The 20,497-nt window shown below is 67.9% G+C and carries 19 protein-coding genes; 4 read left to right on the top strand and 15 right to left on the bottom strand.

Going from position 1 to position 20,497, the window contains the following annotated elements; all coding sequences use genetic code 11:
- Window positions 1–1,428 (top strand): glycosyltransferase family 39 protein, encoded by a 1,428-nt coding sequence (locus ROZ37_RS06590; protein ID WP_312658411.1) that lies wholly within the window; start codon window positions 1–3, stop codon window positions 1,426–1,428.
- Between the two features lie 66 nt (window positions 1,429–1,494).
- Here the strand turns inward: ROZ37_RS06590 and ROZ37_RS06585 are convergent, their stop codons facing one another.
- The 6 genes from ROZ37_RS06585 to ROZ37_RS06560 form a co-directional block, all read right to left on the bottom strand.
- Complete coding sequence (locus ROZ37_RS06585) at window positions 1,495–5,394, bottom strand: FAD/FMN-binding oxidoreductase (protein WP_312658410.1); 3,900 nt, start codon at window positions 5,392–5,394, stop codon at window positions 1,495–1,497.
- A 157-nt stretch (window positions 5,395–5,551) separates the two neighbouring features.
- Complete coding sequence (locus tag ROZ37_RS06580; protein ID WP_312658409.1) at window positions 5,552–5,803, bottom strand: RidA family protein; 252 nt, start codon at window positions 5,801–5,803, stop codon at window positions 5,552–5,554.
- 20 nt (window positions 5,804–5,823) lie between these two features.
- Window positions 5,824–6,243, bottom strand: a complete 420-nt coding sequence (locus ROZ37_RS06575; RefSeq protein ID WP_312658408.1) for a DedA family protein — start codon at window positions 6,241–6,243, stop codon at window positions 5,824–5,826.
- A 126-nt stretch (window positions 6,244–6,369) separates the two neighbouring features.
- Complete coding sequence (locus tag ROZ37_RS06570; protein WP_312658407.1) at window positions 6,370–7,227, bottom strand: FHA domain-containing protein; 858 nt, start codon at window positions 7,225–7,227, stop codon at window positions 6,370–6,372.
- 51 nt (window positions 7,228–7,278) lie between these two features.
- Window positions 7,279–8,214: a tRNA 2-thiocytidine(32) synthetase TtcA gene (gene ttcA, locus ROZ37_RS06565; RefSeq protein ID WP_312658406.1), complete on the bottom strand. Its 936-nt coding sequence runs from the start codon at window positions 8,212–8,214 to the stop codon at window positions 7,279–7,281.
- A gap of 81 nt (window positions 8,215–8,295) precedes the next feature.
- Window positions 8,296–9,045: a pteridine reductase gene (locus tag ROZ37_RS06560; RefSeq protein WP_312658405.1), complete on the bottom strand. Its 750-nt coding sequence runs from the start codon at window positions 9,043–9,045 to the stop codon at window positions 8,296–8,298.
- A 135-nt stretch (window positions 9,046–9,180) separates the two neighbouring features.
- Between ROZ37_RS06560 and ROZ37_RS06555 the strand changes: the two genes are divergently transcribed.
- On the top strand, window positions 9,181–10,341 hold the full coding sequence (locus tag ROZ37_RS06555; RefSeq protein WP_312658404.1) for an SAM-dependent methyltransferase: 1,161 nt from the start codon (window positions 9,181–9,183) through the stop codon (window positions 10,339–10,341).
- A 57-nt stretch (window positions 10,342–10,398) separates the two neighbouring features.
- Here the strand turns inward: ROZ37_RS06555 and ROZ37_RS06550 are convergent, their stop codons facing one another.
- Window positions 10,399–10,605 (bottom strand): hypothetical protein, encoded by a 207-nt coding sequence (locus ROZ37_RS06550; RefSeq protein WP_312658403.1) that lies wholly within the window; start codon window positions 10,603–10,605, stop codon window positions 10,399–10,401.
- A 191-nt stretch (window positions 10,606–10,796) separates the two neighbouring features.
- Window positions 10,797–11,603 (bottom strand): alpha/beta fold hydrolase, encoded by an 807-nt coding sequence (locus tag ROZ37_RS06545; protein WP_312658402.1) that lies wholly within the window; start codon window positions 11,601–11,603, stop codon window positions 10,797–10,799.
- A 146-nt stretch (window positions 11,604–11,749) separates the two neighbouring features.
- Between ROZ37_RS06545 and ROZ37_RS06540 the strand changes: the two genes are divergently transcribed.
- On the top strand, window positions 11,750–11,971 hold the full coding sequence (locus ROZ37_RS06540) for a DUF2905 domain-containing protein (RefSeq protein WP_312658401.1): 222 nt from the start codon (window positions 11,750–11,752) through the stop codon (window positions 11,969–11,971).
- 9 nt (window positions 11,972–11,980) lie between these two features.
- Here the strand turns inward: ROZ37_RS06540 and ROZ37_RS06535 are convergent, their stop codons facing one another.
- Genes ROZ37_RS06535 through ROZ37_RS06520 form a run of 4 tightly spaced genes read right to left on the bottom strand, consistent with a single transcriptional unit; the run spans window position 11,981 to window position 16,831 of the window.
- Window positions 11,981–13,210: a multifunctional CCA addition/repair protein gene (locus ROZ37_RS06535; RefSeq protein ID WP_312658400.1), complete on the bottom strand. Its 1,230-nt coding sequence runs from the start codon at window positions 13,208–13,210 to the stop codon at window positions 11,981–11,983.
- Window positions 13,210–13,863, bottom strand: a complete 654-nt coding sequence (locus ROZ37_RS06530; protein ID WP_312658399.1) for a glutathione S-transferase family protein — start codon at window positions 13,861–13,863, stop codon at window positions 13,210–13,212. The genes ROZ37_RS06535 and ROZ37_RS06530 overlap by 1 nt, the downstream gene beginning before the upstream one ends.
- A gap of 36 nt (window positions 13,864–13,899) precedes the next feature.
- Complete coding sequence (locus tag ROZ37_RS06525) at window positions 13,900–14,865, bottom strand: complex I NDUFA9 subunit family protein (RefSeq protein ID WP_312658398.1); 966 nt, start codon at window positions 14,863–14,865, stop codon at window positions 13,900–13,902.
- 31 nt (window positions 14,866–14,896) lie between these two features.
- The gene (locus ROZ37_RS06520) at window positions 14,897–16,831 is read right to left on the bottom strand and encodes a transglycosylase SLT domain-containing protein (RefSeq protein WP_312658397.1); all 1,935 of its coding nucleotides are present in this window, start codon (window positions 16,829–16,831) and stop codon (window positions 14,897–14,899) included.
- A gap of 39 nt (window positions 16,832–16,870) precedes the next feature.
- Between ROZ37_RS06520 and ROZ37_RS06515 the strand changes: the two genes are divergently transcribed.
- Window positions 16,871–17,482 carry a 5-formyltetrahydrofolate cyclo-ligase gene (locus ROZ37_RS06515; RefSeq protein WP_312658396.1) on the top strand — a complete coding sequence of 204 codons (612 nt, stop codon included), beginning with the start codon at window positions 16,871–16,873 and terminating at the stop codon, window positions 17,480–17,482.
- Window positions 17,483–17,488: 6 nt separating this feature from the next.
- On the opposite strand, the gene ilvA is transcribed toward ROZ37_RS06515, so the two are convergent.
- The 3 genes from ilvA to ptsN all read right to left on the bottom strand — a co-directional run bounded on the left by ilvA (window position 17,489) and on the right by ptsN (window position 20,486).
- On the bottom strand, window positions 17,489–19,009 hold the full coding sequence (gene ilvA, locus ROZ37_RS06510) for a threonine ammonia-lyase, biosynthetic (RefSeq protein WP_312658395.1): 1,521 nt from the start codon (window positions 19,007–19,009) through the stop codon (window positions 17,489–17,491).
- A gap of 81 nt (window positions 19,010–19,090) precedes the next feature.
- Window positions 19,091–20,032, bottom strand: coding sequence for an HPr(Ser) kinase/phosphatase (gene hprK / locus ROZ37_RS06505; RefSeq protein ID WP_312658394.1), 942 nt, complete (start codon window positions 20,030–20,032; stop codon window positions 19,091–19,093).
- Complete coding sequence (gene ptsN / locus ROZ37_RS06500; protein ID WP_312658393.1) at window positions 20,001–20,486, bottom strand: PTS IIA-like nitrogen regulatory protein PtsN; 486 nt, start codon at window positions 20,484–20,486, stop codon at window positions 20,001–20,003. The genes hprK and ptsN overlap by 32 nt, the downstream gene beginning before the upstream one ends.
- Between the last annotated feature and the right edge of the window lie 11 nt (window positions 20,487–20,497).

Raw genomic sequence — 20,497 nt, 5'->3', positions numbered from 1 at the left:
ATGAACATCAGAGTCGATAAATCCGAAGAGGCGCTGTTTGCCGCCGCCATTCTGGGGTTGGTGGTGCTGCTCTTCTTCTGGGGTATCGGCGATATCCCCTTCCTCAGTGTCAACGAAGCGCGCCGCGCCGTAACGGTCCGCGAAATGTACGAGAGCGGTCAATGGCTGCTGCCGTCCATGAACGGCAAGCCGTACCTGGCCAAACCTCCGCTATTCAACTGGTTGTCGCTGTTGCCGACAACGCTTCTCGGCGGGGTGTCCGAGTGGGGACTGCGTTTGCCTTCGGCAGTGTTCGCGCTGTCTTCCTGCGCCGTCGTTTATGCCTTGGGCAAACACTTGGGCGGACGACGGGTCGGCCTGTACGCAGCGATGATCCTGGCGGCAAATAGCGGCTTCAGTCTGTTCGCCCGTCGCGCGGAAATCGAGATGAGCCTTACCGGGCTGAGCCTGCTGTCCCTGCTGGCTGCCTGGCATTACCTGTTTTGGGGCGGCGGCCGGCGCTGGGTGATGCTCAGCTTCGCCTTGATCGGTCTGGGCCTGCTGACCAAGGGCCCGGTCAGCCTGCTGTTCGTCGCCGCGCCCCTGTTGGTGTTCGCGTTTCTTCGCCAGCCCCGCGCCAAAGCCTATCTGTGCGATGTGCCCGGCTGGCTGCTCGCACTGCTGGTCGGCGGTTCCTGGTATCTGGCTGTCAGTCTCGAAATGGGCTGGAGCGTGTGGTCCCCGGTTCTGGAGCAGGATATCGTGACAAAGGTCAGCGGAGAGCAAAGCGGCGAGGGCTGGTACGCCTACCTGATGTACCTGGCCGGCGATTTCGCGCCGTTCTGGCTGGTGTTGCTGGTGCGGCCGCGACAGTTGTGGCGGGCGATTCACGCTCGTGCCGAGCTTCAGTTGCTCGCCAGCAGCGTGCTGCTTCCGCTGCTGGTCTTCTCCCTGTTTGCCGACAAGCACCCCAAATACTTGCTGCCTGCCTACCCGGCCATCGCGCTGCTGCTGGCTTGGCACTGGAGCGCGGTGCGGGACGCACAGCAGGGCTGGCGGCGCGGCCTGATGACTTGGTTGCCGCCGCTGCTACTGCTGGCCTTCATCGGCTTCTACACCTTGTTCGAGGCGCGAGTGTTCGTCCACCGCCTGCAGGCACTGCCCGAGATCCGGAAAACCCTGGTCAATTACCCCAGCCATCCGCTCTACAGCCTCGGTGCCCCGGACATGCGTCTGGTGTATTACGCCGGCCGGCCGGTCGCCGAGCTGAATGTGGACGAGGTGCAGGCCCACGCGGGTGAAGACGCACTCTTGTTCGTCCGCGCCCCGCTGCTGGAACAGCTGACATGGCTGGAGGACTGTATCCAGGCGCGCTTTGCGCCCTACCTTACAAACGAGAAAACCCTCCTGCTGATTCGCTTGGGGCCGAGCTGCCAGACCACCCGGTGAGCTCCGCTGTCAGGAGTGGGGTGTGCACGACGGAAGGGGATGCTGCCCCCTCCGCCCCGCTGAGCCTTACAGCAGCACGCGCTCGATGCCGCCGTTGGTCGCGCGCTGAACGTAGTCCGGCATCCAGTTTTCACCGAGCACGTGCTTCGCGATTTCGACGACGATGTAGTCGGCGTCGACGCCGCCCGCATCGTTCGAATAGCGCGACAGCCCCTGCAGGCACGACGGGCACGAGGTCAGGATCTTCACCGGATCGTCGGAGCCGTTGCGCAACGCTGCCGCGCCTTTCTCGATCTCCTGCTGCTTGCGGAAGCGCACCTGGGTCGAGATGTCCGGCCGGCCGACCGCCAGCGTGCCCGATTCGCCGCAGCAGCGATCGCTCAGATCGACGCGCGTGCCCATCAGCTCGTTCGCGACCTTGATGCCCGAATGCACCTTCATCGGCGTGTGGCACGGCTCGTGATACATGTATTTCGTGCCGGTCACGCCTTCGAGCGCGACGCCCTTTTCCATCAGGTACTCGTGGATGTCGAGCAGCCGGCAGCCGGGGAAGATCTGCTCGAACTGGTACTTTTGCAGCTGGTCCATGCAGGTGCCGCAGGACACGATCACGGTCTTGATGTCGAGGTAGTTCAGCGTGGTGGCGACGCGGTGGAAAAGCACGCGGTTGTCGGTCGTGATCTTCTGGCCCTTGTCGTCCTCGCCCGCTGCGGTCTGCGGGTAGCCGCAGCACAGATAGCCGGGGGGCAGCACCGTCGTCGTGCCGACCTGGTACAGCATCGCCTGCGTCGCGAGACCAACCTGGCTGAAGAGGCGCTCCGAGCCGCAGCCCGGGAAGTAGAACACCGCCTCCGAGTCGTCGCGCTTGACCTCCGGGTTGCGGATCACCGGGATCACCGCGTTGTCCTCGATGTCGAGCAGCGCGCGGCTGGTGCGCTTCGGCAGGTTGCCGGGCATCGGCTTGTTGATGAAGTGGATCACCTGCGCGCGCAGCGGCGCCTTGCCGAGCGTCGCCGGCGGCGCCTTCACCTGCGGCTGCACGAGGCCGAGCGATTTGGCGGCCTTGTGCGCGAAGCGCTGGGCCTTGTAGCCCCAGTCGATCATCCCGGTGCGGATCAGCTTGATCGTCGCCGGGTCCTTCGCGGTCAGGAAGGCCATCGCCGCGGCCTTGCCCGGGTTGAACGACTTCTTGCCCTGCTTCCTGAGGAGGTTGCGCATCTTGATCGACACGTCGCCGAAGTCGATGTCCACCGGGCACGGCTTCTCGCACTTGTGGCAGACGGTGCAGTGGTCGGCGACGTCCTCGAACTCGGTCCAGTGCGCGAGCGACACGCCGCGCCGCGTTTGCTCCTCGTACAGCAGCGCCTCGACGAGCAGCGAGGTGCTGAGGATCTTGTTGCGCGGGCTGTACAGCAGGTTCGCGCGCGGCACGTGCGTCGAGCACACCGGCTTGCACTTGCCGCAGCGCAGGCAGTCCTTGATGTCGTGCGCGATGTCGCCGATCTCGGTCTGCTCCATGATCAGCGATTCGTGGCCCATCAGGTTGAAGCTCGGCGTGTAGGCGTTGTCGAGGCTACCTTTGGTTGCGCCGTCGCGCATCAGCTTGCCGCGGTTGAAACGGCCTTCCGGGTCGACCTTGCGCTTGTACGCCCAGAACGCCGCCATCTCGTCGTCGGTCAGGTAGTCGAGCTTCGTGATGCCGATGCCGTGCTCGCCGGAGATCACGCCGTCGAGCGAGCGCGCGAGCGCCATGATGCGGTCGACCGCGCGGTTCGCGGTCTGCAGCATCTCGTAGTGGTCGGAGTTGACCGGGATGTTCGTATGCACGTTGCCGTCGCCGGCGTGCATGTGCAGCGCGACGAAGACGCGCCCGCGCAGCACTTCCTTGTGCACTTCCTCGATGCGCGCGAGCACCTGGCGGAACACGACGCCGTCGAAGATCTTGTCGAGGCGGGGCTTGAGTTCGGTCTTCCACGACGTGCGCACCGAGTAGTCCTGCAGCCGGTGGAACAGCGTCGGGTCGACCGCGCGGTTCGTCAGCTCGCCGGCCTGGATGCCGTGGTCAGCGAACTGCGCTTCCGCCGCGGCGAGCGGCAGGTCGAGGTTGTCGAGGAGCCACTGCCAGCGGCGGCGCACCGTCGCGACGTAGTCGAGCGCCGCCTGGCGGCGGTCGCCGATCAGCTCGTCGGCCGAGATGTTCGCGTCGCCCTGGTCGAGCGGCAGCTCGCCCTGCAGGAACTCGGTCAGCGCGTCGCACAGTTCGAGCTTGTTCTGCGTCGACAGCTCGATGTTAATGCGCTCGATGCCGTCGCAGTAGTCGCCCATGCGCGGCAGCGGGATCACGACGTCCTCGTTCACCTTGAACGCGTTCGTGTGGCGCGAGATCGCCGCGGTGCGCGACCGGTCGAGCCAGAAGCGCTTCCTCTGCTCGGGGCTGACCGCGATGAAGCCTTCGGCGCTGCGCAGATTGCACATGCGCACGACTTCCGACGCCGCGGTCATCACCGCCGCTTCGTCGTGGCCGACGATGTCGCCGATCAGCACCATCTTCGGCCGGCCGTGGCGCTTCGCCTTCGTCGTGTAGCCGACCGCATTCACGTAGCGCTCGTCGAGATGTTCGAGGCCCGCGAGCTGCACGCCCAGGCGCTCGCCTTCGGAACCGGGCTTGAACCAGTCGGTGATCTCGACGATCGCCGGCACCGCTTCGCGCACCTGGCCGAAGAATTCGAGGCACACCGTGCGCGTGACCGGCGGCATCTTGTGCAGCACCCAGCGGGCGGCGACGATCAGGCCGTCGGTGCCTTCCTTCTGCACGCCGGGCACGCCGCCGAGGAACTTGTCGGTGACGTCCTTGCCGAGGCCGACCTTGCGGCAGGACGCGCCCGGCAGGCTCAGCGTCTCCTCGGCGATCAGCCGGTAGTGCTTCGGCTCATAGCGCCGCAGCCGGAAATGCACGACTTCCTGCTCGTGGATCTTGCCGAAGTTGTGGTCGAGGCGCTCGACTTCGAGCCAGTCGCCGTCCGGCGTCACCATCTTCCACCACGCGAGGTTGTCGAGCGCGGTGCCCCACAGCACGGCCTTCTTGCCGCCGGCGTTCATCGCGATGTTGCCGCCGATGCACGACGCCGACGCCGACGTCGGGTCGACCGCGAACACCCGTCCGGCTGCCGCCGCCGCTTCGGCGACGCGCTCGGTGACGACGCCCGCGCCGGTGCGGATCGTCGCGTACGCCGTGCCGACGGCGCCGCTGAGGCCGGGCAGTGTCAGTTCTTCGACCGCGCCGAGGTCGATCAGCTTCTCGGTGTTGATGACGACCGAGCGTGCGTCGAGCGGGATCGCGCCGCCGGTGTAGCCGGTGCCGCCTCCGCGCGGAATGATCGTCAGGCCGAGCTCGATACAGTCCTTCACGAGCGGCGCCATCTCGTCCTCGGTGTCCGGATAGAGAACGACGAAGGGATATTCCACGCGCCAGTCGGTCGCGTCAGTGACGTGCGAGACGCGGGCGTGGCCGTCGAAGCAGATGTTGTCGCGCCGTGTGTGGCGCGCGAGCGAGCGCAGCACCCGCTTGCGCAGCGCGCCGGTGTCGTTGAAGAACTGCGCGAAGCGGTCGACCGCGGCATGCGCGGCCTCGACGAGCCGGGTGACCTTCTCGTCGCGCTCCGGGTCCTGCGTCGCGCTTTCCTCGCGCCGCTTCTCGACTTCGCGCAGGCGGTGATGCAGCGCCTCGATCAGCGCGCTGCGGCGCGCGGGATTGTCGAGCAGATCGTCCTGCAGGTACGGATTGCGCTGCACGACCCAGATGTCGCCGAGCACTTCGTACAGCATTCGCGCCGAGCGCCCGGTGACACGTTCGCCCCGCAGCGTGTCGAGCGCTTGCCAGGCGTCGTCGCCGAGCAGGCGGATGACGATCTCGCGATCCGAGAACGACGTGTAGTTGTAGGGGATCTCGCGCAGGCGTTGAGTCATGAGACGTTCCGGTACCAGACGGCGGGGAAGCCGCAAATTGTAACTTACCGCGCTGCAAAACGCGGCCGATTTAAGCCCTTGGAGAGTGTAGGGGCTTGATTTGCAAGCGGGTTATGCCAATGTCGGACGCGCGCGAGGGCGTCCGACGGAGCGGCCTTCAGCGCACCGCGGCGACGATCGCGATTTCGACGCGCCATGCCGGGTTCGCGAGACCGGCGACCTGCACGCACGCCCGCGACGGCGCGCTGTCGGCGCGGGCGAGCAGGGCGTCGAGGCTCGCAAGGATTTCGCCGGTCTGCGTCGCCGCGTCAGCGGCGTCGGACGAAGGCACTTCGACGATCCATGCGAGGCCGTTGTGCACGACGATGTCGGAATAGCGGGCGGTCGTGCCGTGACGCTGGATGTTCATGGTTCCACTCCGGGAAAAGATCAAAGGACGGTGGCGGCGACGAGGGCGTAGCGCGCGAACTTGCCGGCCGCCATCCACAGCAGACACGGGAGCCACGGCAGGCGCAGCCACCCTGCAGCAGCGCAGAGCGCATCGCCGACGACCGGCGCCCACGACAGCAGCAGCACCGGCGCACCGTGACGTTGCACCCACGCGAGCCGGGTCGTGTCGGCCTTCTGCGGCAGCAGCCGCGCGAGCCCCCAGGTCGACATCCCGCCGAGGGTGTTGCCGAGCGTCGCGAGGCCGAGCGCGGCGACGAGCTGCTCGGGGCGCAGCGCGAGCACGCCGGCCAGCACGAATTCCGATCCGCCCGGCAGCAGCGTCGCGGCGAGAAAGCTCGACGCGAACAGGGCCGCGAGTCCGGCGTCCGGGCCGGGATCGAGCAGCGACAGGAAACTCATCGGGGGCGCGTCATCGGGCACGCGGCGCGAACGCCGGGCCGACGTCTCGCGTGCGACGAGCGCCGCCGAGGGAAGGGCGGCCGACGCGTCGGTCGCGCGGATGAACAGGGGCGGCCATCGGCAAGGCTAGACGAGTTCGAAATACACGAGATCGCGCTCGATTTCGTTCGGGGGAAAGCCGCAGCCGAGCCGGCCGGCGCTGCCCAGCGGCCACTCCCCGCGCTTGACACAGTGTTCGCCGCCGCTCGCGTCGGCGACGTGGGTGCCGTTCGTGCTCCGGTCGATCAGCACGTAGCCCTGCGGTCGCCGCTCGATGCGCGCATGCTGGCGCGACGCGCGTGCGTCGTGAATGACCACGTCGTTGCCGAGCTCGCGCCCGAGGAGCACGACGGGCCGACTTTCGTCGACGTGCAGCACCTCGTGCTGGTGCCGCAGCCTCAGCCGCAGCGGCGCACGCGCGAGATCGGCGCCGGCCGCCGTTGCAGCGGATTCGCGGTGGAGCGCAAACACCGGCCATTCGAGCCCGTCGAACGCCGGATCACGGAGCGGCGCCGTGCCCGCGAAGCGCCGCGCCGCGGCCGTCAATTGCATCACCGCAGGACCGCTCGCGAGCAGCTGACCGGGACGAGCGGCCGCCGCGATGCGGGTCGCCGCAGCTTCCGCGGGATCGATCGCCGCCTCCGCCCCGCAGTGGATTCCCACGCGGATCGTCAGGCGCAGGCCGCGCTGGGGCGGCAGGTCCTCGACGCGGGCGAGCATGTCGAAGCTCGCGAGCGCCGCCCGGTCGCAGCGCGGGAAGCTTGCCGACAGGCGGCCGTCTCCCCGGCGGATCACCTTGCCACCGTTCGCCGCGACCCCCCGGTCGACGCGATGCAGGCAGCGGTCGATCGCGTGCTTCGCCTCGTCGGCGCCGAGCGCTTCGACCAGGATGTCCCGGCCGGAGACGTCGGCGACGAGAACGCAGTGTTCGGCGGGCGCGCTCACCTCCCGGTCCCCGTCAGACGCGACCTTGCCGCGCGATGTCGGCGTGCGCGCTTACTGGTCTTCGCACGCTGAGCCGCCGGCGATGCGGATCGTGCCGAGGCCGGTCGGCAGCTCGGGCCGGTCGAACGCGATGTCGCCCTCGGCGACTTCGGTGTCGCGCGTGAGGCCGCGGAAGTCGAACAGCGACGTGTCCGCGAGATGCGACGGCACGACCTGGCCGAGTGCGGTCGCGATCGATTCGATGCGGCCCGGATGCTCGCGCGCCCAGGTCTGCAGCATCGCCTTGATCTGCTTGCGCTGCGCGTTCTCGAGCGAGCCGCAGAGATTGCACGGGATGATCGGGAATTCCATCGCGCGTGCGTAGCGCGTGATCTCCGCTTCGGTGCAGTACGCGAGCGGGCGGATCACGACGTGCTCGCCGTTGTCGCTGACGAGCTTCGGCGGCATCGCCTTGATCTTGCCGCCGAAGAACATGTTCAGGAACAGCGTCTCGATCATGTCGTCGCGGTGATGGCCGAGCGCAATCCGCGTCGCGCCGATCTCCTTCGCTACGCGGTAGATGATGCCGCGCCGCAGCCGCGAGCACAGCGAACAGGTGGTCTTGCCCTCGGGGATCTTGTCCTTGACGATCGAATAGGTGTCCTCGGTGACGATGCGGTACTCGACGCCGATCGACTCGAAGTACGCCGGCAGCACGTCGGCCGGGAAGCCCGGCTGCTTCTGGTCGAGATTCATCGCGACGATGCGGAAGTCCACCGGCGCGCGCTCGCGCAGCGCGAGCAGGCAGGACAGCAGCGTGTACGAGTCCTTGCCGCCCGACACGCAGACCATCACGGTGTCGCCGTTGCCGATCATGTTGAAGTCGGCGATCGCCTTGCCGACGCCGCGTTCGAGCTTCTTCTTCAGACGCAGGAAGGTGTTGGAGAAGCGGTTGTCGGGCGCGTCGGAGACGGCGGGGCTCGCGGCCGCGGCGGAAAGGGTATTCACGGAAAGCATCCTGCTGGAAAAATCGAGGCGAATTATACCTTTAAGTGCGAACGTGCCGGGCCTGCGGGGCGGGCGCGGTGCTCACAGATGCGCGCTGCGGCCGCCGTCGACGGCGATGATCTGGCCGGTCACGTACGGCGCGTCGAACAGCAGGAAGCGAACCGTGCGCGCGACGTCCGCGGGCGAGCCGACGCGCCCGAGCAGCGTGTGTGCGATGATCTCGTCGCGCTGCTGCGGCCCGAACTGGCCGTCCTCGGGCCAGTCGATCGGGCCCGGCGAGACGCCATTCACGCGCACTTCCGGCGCGAGCTCGACCGCGAGCGCGCGCGTGAGGCCGAGCAGTCCGGCCTTCGCGACGCAGTACAGCGGATAGTCGCGCAGCGGCCGTTCGGCGTGGATGTCGACGATGTTGACGATCGCACCGCGGCGTTCGCGCAGGCTCGGTGCGGCCGCCTGCGACAGGAATAGCGGCCCTTTCAGGTTCGAGCCGACGAGGTCGTTCCACGCGGCGGTATCGATGCTGCCGATCGGGGTCGCGAAGAAGCTCGACGCGTTGTTGACGACGGCGTCGAGCCGGCCGTGGCGTTCGAGCGTGGCCGCGACGATCGCTTCCGGGGCGTCGTCGTCGTTGAGATCGCCCGCCACGGGGGTCGCGGAACCGGGCCGCCGCGCGTCGAGCTCGCCGGCGAGCGCCTCGGCTTCGGCGGCCGAGCTGCGGTAGTGCAGCACGACCGTCGCGCCGGCGGCGTGCAGCACGCGCGCGATCTCGGCGCCGACGCGCCGCGCGGCGCCGGTGATCAGGATGACGGGAGGCGGCGAGTATTCGCTCATCGTTCGGGATGTCCTTGTGTTGTCTCCTGCGCAGCGACGCGCGAAAAACACCGCAAGGCGGGGGGAGCGGCGCTGCGCTGCGAGCCGTGGGGAGGGGCGCAGGTAGAATACGCGCTTTGTCGCCGGATGCTGTCGATGTCGCTGCCTGAACCTTCACCCGATGCGCTCGAACAGAGCGGCCGCCTCGTTCGCTCGATCCGCGACGCGATCGCGCACGCCGGCGGCTGGATTCCGTTTTCGCGTTACATGGAACTCGCGCTGTATGCGCCCGGGCTCGGGTATTACAGCGGCGGTGCGAGAAAGTTCGGCCCCGGCGGCGACTTCATTACGGCGCCGGAACTCACGCCGCTGTTCGGCCAGGCGCTCGCGGCTCAGGTCGAGCAGGTGATGCGCGCGTCAGCACCGGCGGTGATCGAGGCGGGCGCGGGCACCGGCCTGCTCGCGGCGGACCTGCTGCTCGAGCTCGAGCGTCGGAACTACTTGCCGGACAGCTACGCGATTCTCGAGCTGTCCGGCGAGCTGCGCGAGCGGCAGTTCGACACGCTGGCGGAGAAGGTTCCGCAGCTCGCGAGCCGCGTGCGCTGGCTCGATGCGTTGCCGGAGCGCTTCTCGGGTGCGCTCGTTGCGAACGAAGTCCTCGACGTGATGCCGGTGCACCTCGTCGTGTCGCGCCGGGAAGGCTTGTTCGAGCGAGGCGTCGCGGTCGATGACACCGGCACCTTGCGTTGGGCCGATTCACCGGCCGAAGGGGTGATGGCCGCTGCGGCGAACGCGCTCGATCTGCCGCGGCCGGAAAGCGGCGAGTACGTCAGCGAACTGAACCTCGCCGCGCCGGCGTGGGTCGCCGAATGGGCGCAGCGCCTCGAGCGTGGTGCGCTGCTGCTCGTCGATTACGGCTATCCTCGCGCCGAGTACTACCTGCCGTCGCGCTCGAACGGGACGCTGCTGTGCTACTACCGCCACCACGCGCATGGCGACCCCTTCCTGTGGCCGGGCCTGAACGACATCACCGCGTTCGTCGACTTCACGTCGGTCGCCGAAGCGGCGTACGACGCCGGGCTCGACGTGCTCGGCTACGCGAACCAGGCTGCCTTCCTGTTCAATTGCGGCATCCTCGATGCGCTCGCGCGACGCGGCCCGCACGAGAGCGCCGACTACATCCGCGCAGCGCGCGCGGTACAGCGACTCACGACCCCGCAGGAGATGGGCGAGCTGTTCAAGGTGCTGGCGCTGGGCAAAAACCTGCCCCAACCCCTGCTCGGGTTCTCGCGGGGCGACCGTCTGCACACGCTGTAATCGGACGTCCGACGCGGACCGCAGCCGCCGGCCCCGCTTCGGACGTCCCGCGTCCGCTCATTCCTGGTAGCGATAGACCGCTTGCAGGAAGCTCTCGACGTCGAGCGGCGGGAGCGGCTTTTCCTGGCGCCCGTGATCGATTTCCGCGGCCTGCAACGCGGGTTCCGGCTGTGGCGGCAGCCAGCTCGCGTTGAGCACTTCGTCGTCGTACTCCTCCGGTTCGACGAGTTCCTTGCCGCTATTCATGTCCACGATCGTTGTCATGATGGCCTCTGCGGAGTTCTCTCTGTTCAGTCATGACCGGTCCTGTGTCGGCCAGTTCCTCCTCCACGGCCGACGGCGGGTGCCGGTCGCTCGCGGTTCCGCCGCGGCTGCATGTCCGACGGAACCGGTGGCCCGGAAACGGCGCCACGTCTCCATCATGGAACGGAATCATTTCTGTTTCTAGTGGAAAGTCATGCGAGCTGTATCGCGAGCCACGCCGCGATGCGCTCGGCGACCGGGCGCCAGCCGCGTTCGAGCATCACGCCGTGGCCAAGATCGGGCAGCACTGCGTAGGGCAGGCCATATGTAGAGCCGGTCATCGCGACCTGCGCGGGGGGAATCAGGTGATCGTGCTCGGCGCCGAGGATCAGCATCGGCGCGCGGTACATGCGCCCGGGCTGCGGCAGGTTGAAGAGCGTCATGTCCCAGATCGCGCGGTGCGATTCGGGCTGGCACAGCTGGAAATAGCGCGCGAGCGTCGCGTCGTCGATCGGCTGATGGAACAGTGCCTCGCGCAGGCTGGACGGGTCCGGGCGAGCGCCGTTGAGCATGCGGTCGAGGTCGTTCATCAGCTTCGGCTTCGTGATCATCAGGCCCATCGCCGACCCCATCAGCCCCTGTGGCGGAACCGAGCACAGCAGCACCGCGGCTTCGGCCTCCGCACGTTCGAGATACTTCTGCACGACCATTCCGCCCATCGAGTGCCCGATCAGTGCCGGGCGCGCCTGCAGCTTGTCGACGACTTCGGCGACGTCATTGACGTAGTCGTCGATCGAGTAGGAGTCGAGGTGTGCGCGGTTGCGGCTGTGGCCGTGGCCCGACAGCGACAGCGCGTAGCAGTCGTAGCCAGCGTCAGCGAAGTACGGCAGGAAATGCTCGTCCCAGCACCAGGCCGCGGTATAGGCGCCGTGGACGAACACGAGCGGTGTCGGATGCGTCGGGCCGCCCGCAGGACTGCGTGCGATGACTTCCAGTTCGCCGAAACGACGTACGTTCATCGTTGTCCCTCCGTGTCGGCGGAAATGACGCGAAACGGTTTCGTCCTGCCGCAGGCGGGCAGGGGGCGGTCGGGAAAAGTATTCATCTGCGTACTCGGTCGGGTAAGGCGCGGGCCCTGTTGCGGGAGCAGCCGCGGGCGGGTCTAATGCCCGTTCTTCGGGAGGTCGATGTGTTCAAGTGGCTGGTGGTCGTTGCGGTGATCGTCGTCGTTTCCGGCCTGATGAGCCCCGACGTCGCGCGGCGCCTGCGCCTCGGGCGACTGCCCGGCGACTTTCGCTTCAAGGTGCGTGGGCGCGTGTTCCATTTTCCGTTCACGACGACGATCCTCTTCACCTTGATCGCGTGGGCGGCGCTGCGCATCTTCTGACGCTGCCTGCTACGGGGGCCCGGAATCCGTCGGCCGTAGCGCTTTCACCGCCGCGACCCGGGCCTCGTGGATCCGCTGCGGAATCTCCGCCTTGTCGACGCAGGCGCGCGCGATCGCGCCGGCGTCGAGCGAGCGGACTGCGCCCAGCGCTTCCTGCCAGATCGAGGCCTGAGCGTATGCGCGCGCGCCCTTGCCCGGGCGCCCGTGGAAATCGCAGGCGGCGGCGTCGAGCAGTTGTACGAAACGTTCCGGCCGGCGCAGCGCGTCGGTACGCTCCAGGACCTTCACGATCGTCGTTGCGCGCAACTGTGCGGCCTGGTGCAGGATGCCGTGCTCGCGCGCGAGCAGGATCGCCAGATCGCGGCAATCGATCGGCGCCTTCAGCCGCTCCGAGACTTCGCGCGCTCGCTCGGCGCTTTTCGCTTCGTGGCCGTAGTGGTGCGGCAGCGCATGTGCCGGCGTGTCGCCCTTGCCGAGATCGTGCAGCAGGCAGGCCCAGCGCACCGTGAGCGGCTGGCTGGTGGCCGCCGCATGGTCGACGACCGCCATCACGTGTGCGCCGGTGTCGATCTCGGGGTGATGCTGCGCCGGCTGCGGAACGCCGAACAGCCGGTCGACTTCGGGCAGCAGCCGGGCGAGGGCGCCGCAGTCGCGCAGCACCGCGAACATCCGCGACGGCGTCGCCTCCATCAGGCCGCGCGCGAGTTCCTGCCAAACGCGTTCGGCGACGAGGTGGTCGATTTCGCCGTCGTCGACGATCGCGCGCATCAGTGCGAGCGTTTCAGGCGCGACGGTGAAGCCGTCGAAGCGGGCCGAAAAGCGCGCGACGCGCAGCACGCGAACGGGGTCCTCGGCGAACGCCGGGCTGACGTGGCGGAAGATGCGGCGTGCGAGATCGGCGCGGCCGCCGTAAGGGTCGATCAGCGTGCCGTCCTCGTCGCGCGCGATCGCGTTGATCGTGAGGTCGCGCCGCAGCAGGTCTTCCTCGAGCGTGACGTCGGGCGACGCGTGCACGGTGAAGCCGGTGTAGCCGCGGCCGGACTTGCGTTCGGTGCGCGCGAGCGCGTGCTCCTCGTTCGTCTGCGGGTGCAGGAACACCGGGAAATCCTTGCCGACCGGGCGGAAGCCGCTGGCGATCATCTCGTCCGGCGTCGCGCCGACGACGACCCAGTCGTGATCCTTGACGGGCAGGCCGAGGAGTTCGTCGCGGACCGCGCCGCCGACCACGTAACGGCGCATCAGCCGTAAAGGTCCTCGGCTGGAATCGACTCGGTCTCCGCACGTGCCGCTGCATCCCATTCCAGCATCCACGGGTGCGCGAGCATCGTCGCGAGATACTCGCCGGCCGCGCCCGCCGGTTTCACGCCGTAAGTGCGGAAGCGGAAGCAGATCGGCGCGTACATCGCGTCGGCCGCGGAGAACGCACCGAAGAGGAAGGGGCCGGGCGTGGTCGCCTTCGCCCCGAAGCGCGTGCGGCAGTCGTTCCAGATCGCCTCGATGCGCACGATGTCGGCGTCGACCGCCGGCGTGTGCCCGTGGCCGGTGTAGTCCTTGCGGATGTTCATCGTCATCTGCCGGCGCAGTTCCATGAAGCCGGAATGCATTTCGGCGCTGACCGAACGTGCGATCGCTCGCGCTGCCGGGTCGGTCGGCCACAGCGGCGCCTTTTCGGCGAGGTATTCGCAGATCGCGAGCGAGTCCCACACGGGCAGGCCGTGGTCGATCAGGCACGGCACCTTTCCGGACGGCGAGTGGGAGAGGATGCGCTCGCGGCTGCCCGGGATGAACAGCGGGATGCGGATCTCTTCGAACACGAGACCGCTCGCGCGCGCCGCCAGCCATGCGCGCAGCGACCAGGAGGAGTAGTTCTTGTTGCCGATGATCAGTTTCAAGGCGTGTTCTCCAGGTGGGCGGAAAGCGCTGCCGGATCAGCGGATGTGGCGGCGCGAGGACGTGCGAAACGGGTAGTAGCGGGCGCGGAAGGATCTTTCGCCGATAAACACCGGCGCCACCGATTCGAGCGGGGTTGCTTCGAGGCCGAACGGCAGCGGTTCGCCGGCGACGACGTTGTCGACCTGCATCGAGCGCAGGTTGTCGCGCGTCATGATCGGCGACGGCATGAATTCCATGAAACCCGCCTGCAGCATCGCGAGACCATCGGGCAGCGGCAGGATCGGGCGGGGCGCGCCGGCGAGCTCGCTGACGTATTCGACGATCTCGCGCAGCGTGTAGACCTTCGGGCCGGCAAGCTCGAAAGTCTGGTTTGCGGTCGTCGGATCGCACAGACAGCGCCAGATCACGCCGACGACGTCTTCGACGTGGACCGGCTGGAAGCGGGCGGTCGAGCACGCGAGCGGCAGTATCGGGAACGTGTGCGCGAGGTGTGCGAAGAGGTTCAGGAAGTGATCGTCACGGCCGAACATCACCGACGGGCGCAGGATCGTCCAGGCCGGGGAGTCGCCGGCCGCGCGGATCTCGGCTTCGCCGGCGGCCTTCGAGCGCAGGTATTCGGAGGGTCCGTCGGGCGAAGCGCCGAGCGCGCTGAGGTGCAGCAAGCGCGGCACGGCGGCCGCGCGGCACGCGGCGACGATCTTGCGCGGCAGCTCAACGTGGGCGCGCCTGAAATCGGGCCCGAACGGCGAGCCCGAGCGCGAATGCAGGATGCCGACGAGATTGACGACGGCGTCGGCGCCGGCGACGAGTCTTTCGAGCGTCGCCGGGTCGTGGACGTCGGCTTCGATGACATCGACGGTCGGCAGCGGCAGCAGGTGGTTCGCGCGACTCGCGCGTCGGGTCGGGACCAGGACGGTGACCGCGGCTTCGGACAGCCGGTTGGCGAGGGCGCTGCCGACGAAACCGGAGCCGCCAATGAGGACGACGCGTTCGATCTTCATGTTCAGCCTTCCATGCAGGGTGATGCGGTCGTCACTGTTCCGCAGCCAGCCGGGGGGCGATCGTGCCGAGCCGCGTCTTCAGCGACTGCGGCCTGCCCTCGAGCATGGCTGCATAGATCACTGCGTTCGTCATCACTTTCTTGACATAATCGCGGGTCTCGTCGATGGGGATCGTCTCGGCATAGATCGCGCCTTCGATCGATCGGTCATCGCGCCAGCGCCGCGCCCGATTCGGTCCCGCATTGTAGCCGGCCGACGCGAGCACCGGATGATTGTCGAGGCCGTCGAGGATCAGCCGCATATAGCTCGTCCCGAGCAGCACGTTCGTGTCCGGGTCGCTGAGCATGCCGACGTGATAGCCGGAGAGGCCGATCTTGCCGGCGACCCATTTGCCGGTCGCGGGCATGACCTGCATCAGCCCCTGCGCGCCCGAGCTCGAGCGGGCCGGCACGACGAAGCGACTTTCCTGGCGCATCAGGCCGTACACCCAGCCGATGTCCAGCCCCTGCTGGCGCACCTGCGGCTCGACATACTGCCGGTACGGCGTGATGAAGCGCAGGTCGAAGTTCCCTTTCGGATCGGCGCGTTCGGCGGTGTTGATCGCGCGATCGAAGATTTCGTTGCTCAGCGCGACGCGGGCGGCCGCGACGAGGAAGGCCTCGTCCTGTCCGCGCAGCGCCCAGTTCCATTCGCGCACCGCCTCGGTGCGCATGTCGAGTCGATAGAGCGCGAGCGAGCGGCGCAGTCCCGGATCGGCCTCCGCCCGCGCGATGTCCGCGGCATTGACGGTGCCGGCGAGCACGGGTGGAGCGAAGAGTTGCCCGCTCTCCTCGCCCGCGAGCAGACCGTAGAAGTGCGGCTCGCCGGCGATCCTGCGGTAGAGCACCGCGGCCTCGGCCGGTCGCCCGAGCTGCGCTTCGGCGCGGCCGAGCCAGTAGATCCATTCCGGCTGTGCCTGCTCCTTCGACGGCAGCGCCTCGATCGATGATTTCACCATGCGCCAGTTCTCGACGCGCAACGCGGCGCGGACGCGCCACGCGCGCTGCTCGGCGCTCATCGGCACGTCGCCCGCGGCGCGATACCAGTCGGCCGCCTGCGGCAGGCGTGACAGCGCGCCGTAATGCCCGAGCGCTGCGTGAACGTAAGCCCGTTCCTCGTGACCGAGGCGGTCGCTGATGCGCTCGAAGCGCATGTACGCGCCGCGCGGATCCTCCTGGCGCGCGAGGCTGACGAGCGCGGCGAGGGCGATTTCGCGGCCGACGCGCGTCGCCGCGAAGTTCGCGGGAAGGCGGTCGAGGTACGCGGCGGGAGTGCTCAGCGCGTGTTCGAGGTTCGCGCCGGCGGCGGTGCCGCGGTGCGGCAGCCACGCGAGCGTCGCGCGGGCGGCGGTCGGATTGCGGCTCTCCACCTGGCGCCGGAATCGCCACCAGATCTCGTCCGCGCTGACGAGCCCGTCGAGCGCGAGCACGCGCAGCGCCGGCTCGCAGGCGACGTGGTTGTCGGTCATCTCCATCCAGCGCTCGCGTACCTCTGCGAGGACCGCCGTGTCGCCGGTTTCGAGGCGCGCTGTGCGCTGGTGGCAGCGCAGCTCCGCGTCCGGTTCGCGCAGGTCCGGATACAGACGCAGGAAACTTTCCCAGTCCCGCTCGCGGACGTAACGCCGCAGCCAGTCGGCGCGGAGGCGGTCCGCGAGCTGCGTGTCGGATTCCTCCATCAGGAATTCGGTCAGCTCTGCGACCGGCGGCGGCTCGGGTCGCGCGAGCTTGTTCGATAGCAACCAGTAGCGCACGTACGGGTCGAGCACGTGAGGTTCGCGACCGGCAGCGAGGCGTTCGAGCGTCGCGCGGTCGCCGTTGCGCAGCGCTTCGCGGGCCATGAGCACGCGTTCGTCCCCGACCTGCGCGTGCGCCCCCCCGACGAGGCTTGCGAGCACCAGCGCAAGTCCCGCCCACAACCTATTGTTCATCCCTTACCATCCTTTTTCTGACCAATTCACCTTAGCACAGTGAGCACTGCCTCCGTTCCTCCCGCCGGCGACTCCGGCGCCGCTCGCCGCAAGCTACGCAATCATGCGCTCACCGAACGACTCGCGCTGTCGCACGAACAGCGCGTCGCGCTGACCGGGCGCATCGAGGCGCATCTCGACGTGCTCGTCGCGCACCTCGCGCCGGCCGTGCTCGCGTTCTGCTGGCCTTATCGGGGAGAACCGGATTTGCGCGCGTGGATGACTCGCTGGCTCGAACGCCGCGACGGCCGTGCGCGGACCGCGGCGCTCCCGGTCGTGGTCGAAAAGTCCGCGCCGATGGTGTTCCGCCAGTGGACCCCGAGCATGGAGTTGTCGTTCGACCGGCACGGCATTCCGCACCCGCCCGAAGGCGACGCGATCGTGCCGGATGTCGTGCTGGTGCCCTGCAACGCGTTCGACGCCGCCGGCTACCGGCTCGGCTACGGCGGCGGCTATTTCGACCGCACGCTCGCGGTGATCGACCCGGTCGCAGTCGGTGTCGGCTTCGAGTCGGGGCGGATCGAGACGGCGCACCCTCAGCCGCACGACCGGCCGATGGACTGGATCGTCACCGAGGCGGGCGCCTTTCGCGCCGCCGCCGGATTGCGCTGAACCGTTTCAGCCCAGGAACATCCGGTAGGCCGGGTTCTCCGACTCGTCGGCATATTCGTAACCGAGACGGTCGAGAAAGGCCTGGAACGCGACCTTGTCGTCGGGCGGCACCTGCATCCCGACGAGCACGCGGCCTGAGTCCGAGCCATGGTTGCGATAGTGGAACAGGCTGATGTTCCAGTCCGAGTGCAGGCAGCTGAGGAAATTCATCAGCGCGCCCGGGCGCTCGGGGAATTCGAAGCGATACACCAGTTCGTGCGCGACGTGGGGAGCGTGTCCGCCGACCATGTAGCGGATGTGGCTCTTCGCCATCTCGTCGTCGGTGAGGTCCACCGCCGGCAGTTCGTGCCGCTCGAGCATTTCGATCAGCCGCGTCGCCTCGGCGCGGTTATGGACCGATACGCCGACGAAGATGTGTGCCTGCTGGGCATCGGCGTAGCGGTAGTTGAACTCGGTGATCAGTCGGTTGCCGACGAGGCCGCAGAACTTGCGGAACGAGCCGGGACGTTCGGGAATCGTCACCGCGAACACCGCCTCGCGTTGCTCGCCGAGCTCCGCACGCTCGGCGACGAAGCGCAGGCGGTCGAAGTTCATGTTCGCGCCCGACGCGACCGCGACGAGGTTCTTGCCGTGCAGGTTGTGACGCTTCGCGTATTCCTTCGCGCCGGCGATCGCGAGCGCACCCGACGGCTCGAGGATCGAGCGGGTGTCTTCGAACACGTCCTTCAATGCGGCGCAGATCGCATCGTTGTCCACGAGGATCATCTCGTCGACGTACTGCTGGCACAGGCGGAAGGTTTCTTCGCCGACCTGCTTCACGGCGGTGCCGTCGGCGAAGATGCCGACCTGCTCGAGCGTCACGCGCTCGCCGGCCGCGAGCGAACGGGTCATCGCGTCGGCGTCGACGGTTTCGACGCCGATGATCTTCGTTTCGGGGCGCAGGCGCTTGACGTAGGCCGCCACGCCCGCGATCAGGCCGCCGCCGCCGACCGCGCAGAAGATCGCGTGGATCGGGTCCGAGTGCGCGCGCAGGATCTCCATGCCGATCGTGCCCTGTCCGGCGATGACGTATGGGTCGTCGTAGGGATGGACGAAGGTGAGGTTTTCGGCCTTCTCGAGTTCCAGCGAATGCGCGTAGGCGTCCGAATACGAATCGCCGGCGAGCACGACTTCGCCGCCGCGCGCTTTCACCGCGTCGATCTTGATCTGCGGCGTCGACGTCGGCATCACGATGACCGCGCGGGCCCCGAGCTTTTGCGCCGAGAGCGCCACCCCCTGCGCATGATTGCCCGCTGACGCGCAGATGACGCCGCGCTTCAAGGCGTGCGGGGGCAGGTTCGCCATCTTGTTGTAGGCGCCGCGGAGCTTGAAGCTGAACACCGGCTGCATGTCCTCGCGCTTCAGGAACACGCGGTTGTGGATGCGCGCGGAAAGGTTGTATGCGAAATCGAGCGGAGTCTCTTCGGCGACGTCGTAGACGCGGGCGTTGAGAACCCTTTCCAGGTAGTCCGGAGTTGCGGCGTTCATGAGCGGAGGGTGAGCCAAAGAACCGAGCGTAGCAGTCGGCGCCGCACTGCCGCAAGCGCGGGAGCTTGGGGGCAGCGGTGTTCAGTCCGCGTCGAGGTCGCCGGTCAGCATCCGCTGCTGGCGGTCGATGAACTCCTGCGTCGAGTCGATGCCCCGCAGCTGCAGGATCGTCGAGCGCACCGCGGCCTCGAGCAGGACCGCGATGTTGCGGCCCGCGGCGACGGGCAGGATCGCGCGGATGATCGGCACGCCGAGCACGGTCTGGGTTTCGCGGTGCATCGGCAGCCGCGACGGGTCTGACTGGCCGGGCAGGCGGCGTTCGAGATGGACGACGAGGCGCAACCGCATCTTCCGGCGACACGCGGTCTCGCCGAAGATCGTGCGGATGTTGAGAATGCCGAGGCCGCGCACTTCGATGAAGTCCTTCAGCATCTCCGGACAGCGACCTTCGAGCACGTGCGGGGCGATGCGCGAGAACTCGACGATGTCGTCGGCGACAAGGCCGTGACCGCGCGAGATCAGTTCGAGTGCGAGTTCGGACTTGCCGGCGCCGGAGCTGCCGGTGATGAAGACGCCGATCCCGAGCACGTCCATGAACACGCCGTGCAGCGAAATCTTCTCCGCCAGTTCGCGTGACAGGAAGAGTCGCAGCTGGTCGATCACGCTCGCCGACGGCAGCGGTGTCGTGACCAGCGCGACGTCGCCCGTCTCGCAGATGCCGCGCAGGATCGGCGGAATCTCGCACCCGTCGGCGACGATGATCGCCGGAGGGTGTGCGGCGATGATTTCATTGAGGTGGTGAGCGACCTTCTCGCGCGACTGGCGCTGCGCCCAGGCGAGCTCGGCGGCGCCGAGAATCTGCAGCCGGGCGGGATGGATCAGGTTCAGGTGGCCGACGAGATCGGCCGGCCAGATGTGGTCTTCGGCGACCGACAGCGTGCGGTCGAGGGCGCCGAAAACGTGAGTCAGCGCGAGCCGCTCGCGCTGCGCCTCAAACAGCCGCGCGACGCTGGTCTGTCGCATGCGGTCCCCAGGACACGAACAGCGAATGGATCGTCGCGGCGTCGGGCGCGTTCAGCAACTGCTCGCGGAACTCGCGGTCGCTGAACATCTGTGCGAGCTCGGACAGCAGCTGCAGGTGGTGCTCGGTGGCCTGCTCGGGAACGAGCAGCACGAACAGGATGCTGACCGGGCGGCCGTCGGGCGCATCGAACTGGACCGGGGTTGCCAGCCGCAGGAACGCGCCGGCCGCTTCCTTCAGGCCCTTGATGCGGCCGTGCGGGATCGCGACGCCCTGCCCGAGTCCGGTCGAACCAAGGCGCTCGCGCGAGAACAGGCTGTCGAACACGACGCTGCGCGCGATGCCCTGATGATTCTCGAACAGCAAGCCCGCTTGTTCGAAGACGCGCTTCTTGCTGCTCGCGTCCAGATCGATGACCACATTCGAAGGTGGCAGGAGTTCGGCTATGAGGCTCATGCTGCTCGTGA

Source organism: Aromatoleum sp., assembly GCF_032027225.1.
Classification (GTDB): Bacteria; Pseudomonadota; Gammaproteobacteria; order Burkholderiales; family Rhodocyclaceae; genus Aromatoleum.
Note: the sequence above shows the minus strand (reverse complement) of the source record. Positions and strands in the feature narration are given on the sequence as shown.